Origin of the sequence: uncultured Lamprocystis sp. (genome assembly GCF_903933125.1) — a bacterium.
GTDB lineage: Bacteria > Pseudomonadota > Gammaproteobacteria > Chromatiales > Chromatiaceae > Thiodictyon.
In genome coordinates, this window is sequence record NZ_CAIZIZ010000272.1 from 1 (window position 1) to 2,579 (window position 2,579).

The 2,579-nt window shown below is 67.0% G+C and carries 3 protein-coding genes; all 3 read right to left on the reverse strand.

Going from position 1 to position 2,579, the window contains the following annotated elements:
* Positions 1-83: 83 nt before the first annotated feature.
* The 3 genes from QZY03_RS13450 to QZY03_RS13460 are packed head-to-tail and all read right to left on the reverse strand — an operon-like array spanning position 84 to position 2,139.
* Positions 84-260, reverse strand: coding sequence for a hypothetical protein (locus QZY03_RS13450; protein WP_295581820.1), 177 nt, complete (start codon positions 258-260; stop codon positions 84-86).
* Between the two features lie 21 nt (positions 261-281).
* On the reverse strand, positions 282-1,145 hold the full coding sequence (locus QZY03_RS13455; RefSeq protein ID WP_295581822.1) for a hypothetical protein: 864 nt from the start codon (positions 1,143-1,145) through the stop codon (positions 282-284).
* Positions 1,126-2,139, reverse strand: coding sequence for a type IV toxin-antitoxin system AbiEi family antitoxin (locus tag QZY03_RS13460; RefSeq protein ID WP_295581823.1), 1,014 nt, complete (start codon positions 2,137-2,139; stop codon positions 1,126-1,128). The genes QZY03_RS13455 and QZY03_RS13460 overlap by 20 nt, the downstream gene beginning before the upstream one ends.
* Positions 2,140-2,579: the final 440 nt, after the last annotated feature.

Consider the following 2,579-nt stretch of genomic DNA (forward strand, 5'->3'; position numbering starts at 1 on the left):
ACTTCGCAGACCGACTACTCTGCCATTGATCCTGCCAGAAGCCCGCCGCGGTGTCTACCCCCTTGTGCGAACATTAACTTTCGTTAACCACCGCCAGCCCGCGCCGTGACTGCGGTCGCGCGGTCATGCTTCAGGGCTGCCACCGTCACGTCGATCGTCACCACCAGTGACCGCGGCGTCAAGGTGCCGGCCTTGCGTAGCGTGCGCGTGACGGCCGCAGTCGGCCCACCGTCCGCGGGCCGCTTAGCGCGGATGGCCATCGGTGCCTTCGGAAGCAGTGGTTACCGTCGTGGGTCAGCGAGCGACACACGGCGTCGCAGGCCATTGAGAAAGGCGGCCAGCGTGCGCCGCGCCCGCTCGGGGTTCGCCGCCTGAAGCTCGCCGATGAGGCGCAACGGCCCATCGGGGTCGGTCTGGCGAGCGATAATGGTCGTGGCGCGGGCGATCATCGCGGGGCGATGCGCGCCATAACGGTCAATCGCCTCACGGGCGTGTGAGCCGAGTAGCCAGGCACCAGCCAAGTCTACATCGAAGTCGTCGAGGTCAAGAAGTCCTGGCGCGGCGTCGAGCAAGCGCTCGAGTCCTGCGGTCAACGGTGCGGACGTGAGCACAAACATCAGGTCAACGGCGTCTTTTCGCGGCTGATCCTGGTTGCGGTCCTCCCAGGCGAATAGCTTCAGCACTGCCAGCATGGGCAGCGCGATGACCGCGAGGCGCTGGTCACCCGGCAGCAACACGGTCTCTGCGCTGCCCAAGGCCGCGTCGTAGCCGAGCACCGACATCACCGGATTGCCATCCGGCGGCCAGGCGATCTGGCCAGTGGCCGATGCGACCCCGCCGAATGGAATCAGGTCAAGCGGCGTGCCGATCCGATGGTGCAGGCGCTGCGTGATGCGCCCCGAGGTGAAGCGCCCCGACCCAACCAGTGCCGCCTTCAGCTGCGCGAAGCGCGACCAGTCCGGCACGCAGAAAGCCAAATCCACGTCGGTCGTGCGGCGCGGTGGTGCGATGCCATGCCGATGCAGCAGCAGGAGATCTCGCGCCGCAGCGCCGACCAGCAGAAAGTCTACGACCGCAGCGGCGCGAAGATCGGCGACGATGGCCGCCAGGTGACGTAGCGCGTCGCTATCCCGCAAATCGATCAAGGATCTCTCCCTCCATGGCCTGCGCTGCTTCCAGACAGCGGGCATCCCCGGTTGCCAGCAGATCGGCATAGATCAGCAGGCGCGGCGCCAACTCCGGCGGATCCGGCGCGAAGTGCCAAAACTGCTCAAGGATTTCCACGTTGCCGCGCGGGTCCTCCGGCAACGGATGCTGGACCATGAAGCGCCGCAGGTCCGCTTTGGCTCCGTACAGGGTGAGGACCTCGGGTTCGATCGTCCGGTGCAGCCGTGCGGCGGCGGCCTCCCCGCCGAGCACGAGCGCGCAGTCGTGCAGGTCCAGCGCGCGCCACCATGCGATCGTCGGGGCGCGCAAGGTTTTCAAGAGCAGTTTGGGCCGTAAGGTCCGTGCGTAGGCTTCCACCCACTGTCGCAGCAGCCGTTCGGGCTGGAGCACGCGCCGCCGACCGCCAATCGCGCCGAGGAACCCCAGTTGGGGGAGCTCCGTCATGACCCAACCCACGGTGCCATGGGCCACCCCGGCCTGTTCGGCGATGACCCGATACGGTTCATGGGCCAGTCCGGGTAGCGTGAGCAGGGCAAATAGCACCCGCAGTCCGCTGGCCTGAAAGGCCCGACCCACCGCCGGGGCTGCCAACGCCTGGGCGGGCCGCTCGCCCTTGACCCAGACCAGGAGCGGCGGATGAGTCAGAAACGCATTGCCGGCGGTATCGATGAACTGGAGCCCCAGCTCGCGGAGCCGTTCGGCTAGGGGAGGGGAGACATGGTCCGCGACCAGCAAGGCATCGGGGCCGCGGCGTCGAAGCTGATGCGCGACCGCCCCGAGCAGCGCTGGCCGCAGTCCGCGTTTGGTCTCCACCTGGTAGTACGTCTCACCGCCGTGCCAACGCACGTGCAGTCGTGCGTCTTGGTCGCTGTCGATGGGAGTAGCCGCGTCGTCCACCGCCACGGCGATGCCGAGCCGCGCGAGTTGCTGGGCGGCGGCGGCGAGCAACGCGTGGTCGGGTGTCTGGACCATGTCCGATATTCTCTGTTGTCCATGTTGCATGGATAGAGCGCGATTATGGACGCAACAGCACGCGCGTGGAAGTCCGCCTCTTCCGGGGATGCCTCGATCCCTGCCACAAGGACACGGTCGCGGCAGGCGGTGGCTGGAATCGTACTCCTGCGCGCCGCCGCACAGTCAGCCCGGTCGGCGATGCGCGCACAAGGCGTTGGCCGTAGCGATGGGCAAGGGTGCGGCGGAACCTGGGTCTGTCTGTTGCGGATATTGTGCCGCGCGCCGCGGTTCTCGACCGCCGAATCGTGGTCAAGGATGCAGCCCTGAAGCATGACCGCGCGACCGCAGTCACGGCGCGGGCTGGCGGTGGTTAACGAAAGTTAATGTTCGCACAAGGGGGTAGACACCGCGGCGGGCTTCTGGCAGGATCAATGGCAGAGTAGTCGGTCTGCGAAGTC

What these genes read in the sequence shown, in the direction of transcription:
- QZY03_RS13450 (WP_295581820.1), bottom strand. Translation starts at nt 260, where the DNA reads ATGGCCATCCGCGCTAAGCGGCCCGCGGACGGTGGGCCGACTGCGGCC.
- QZY03_RS13460 (WP_295581823.1), bottom strand. Translation starts at nt 2,139, where the DNA reads ATGGTCCAGACACCCGACCACGCGTTGCTCGCCGCCGCCGCCCAGCAA.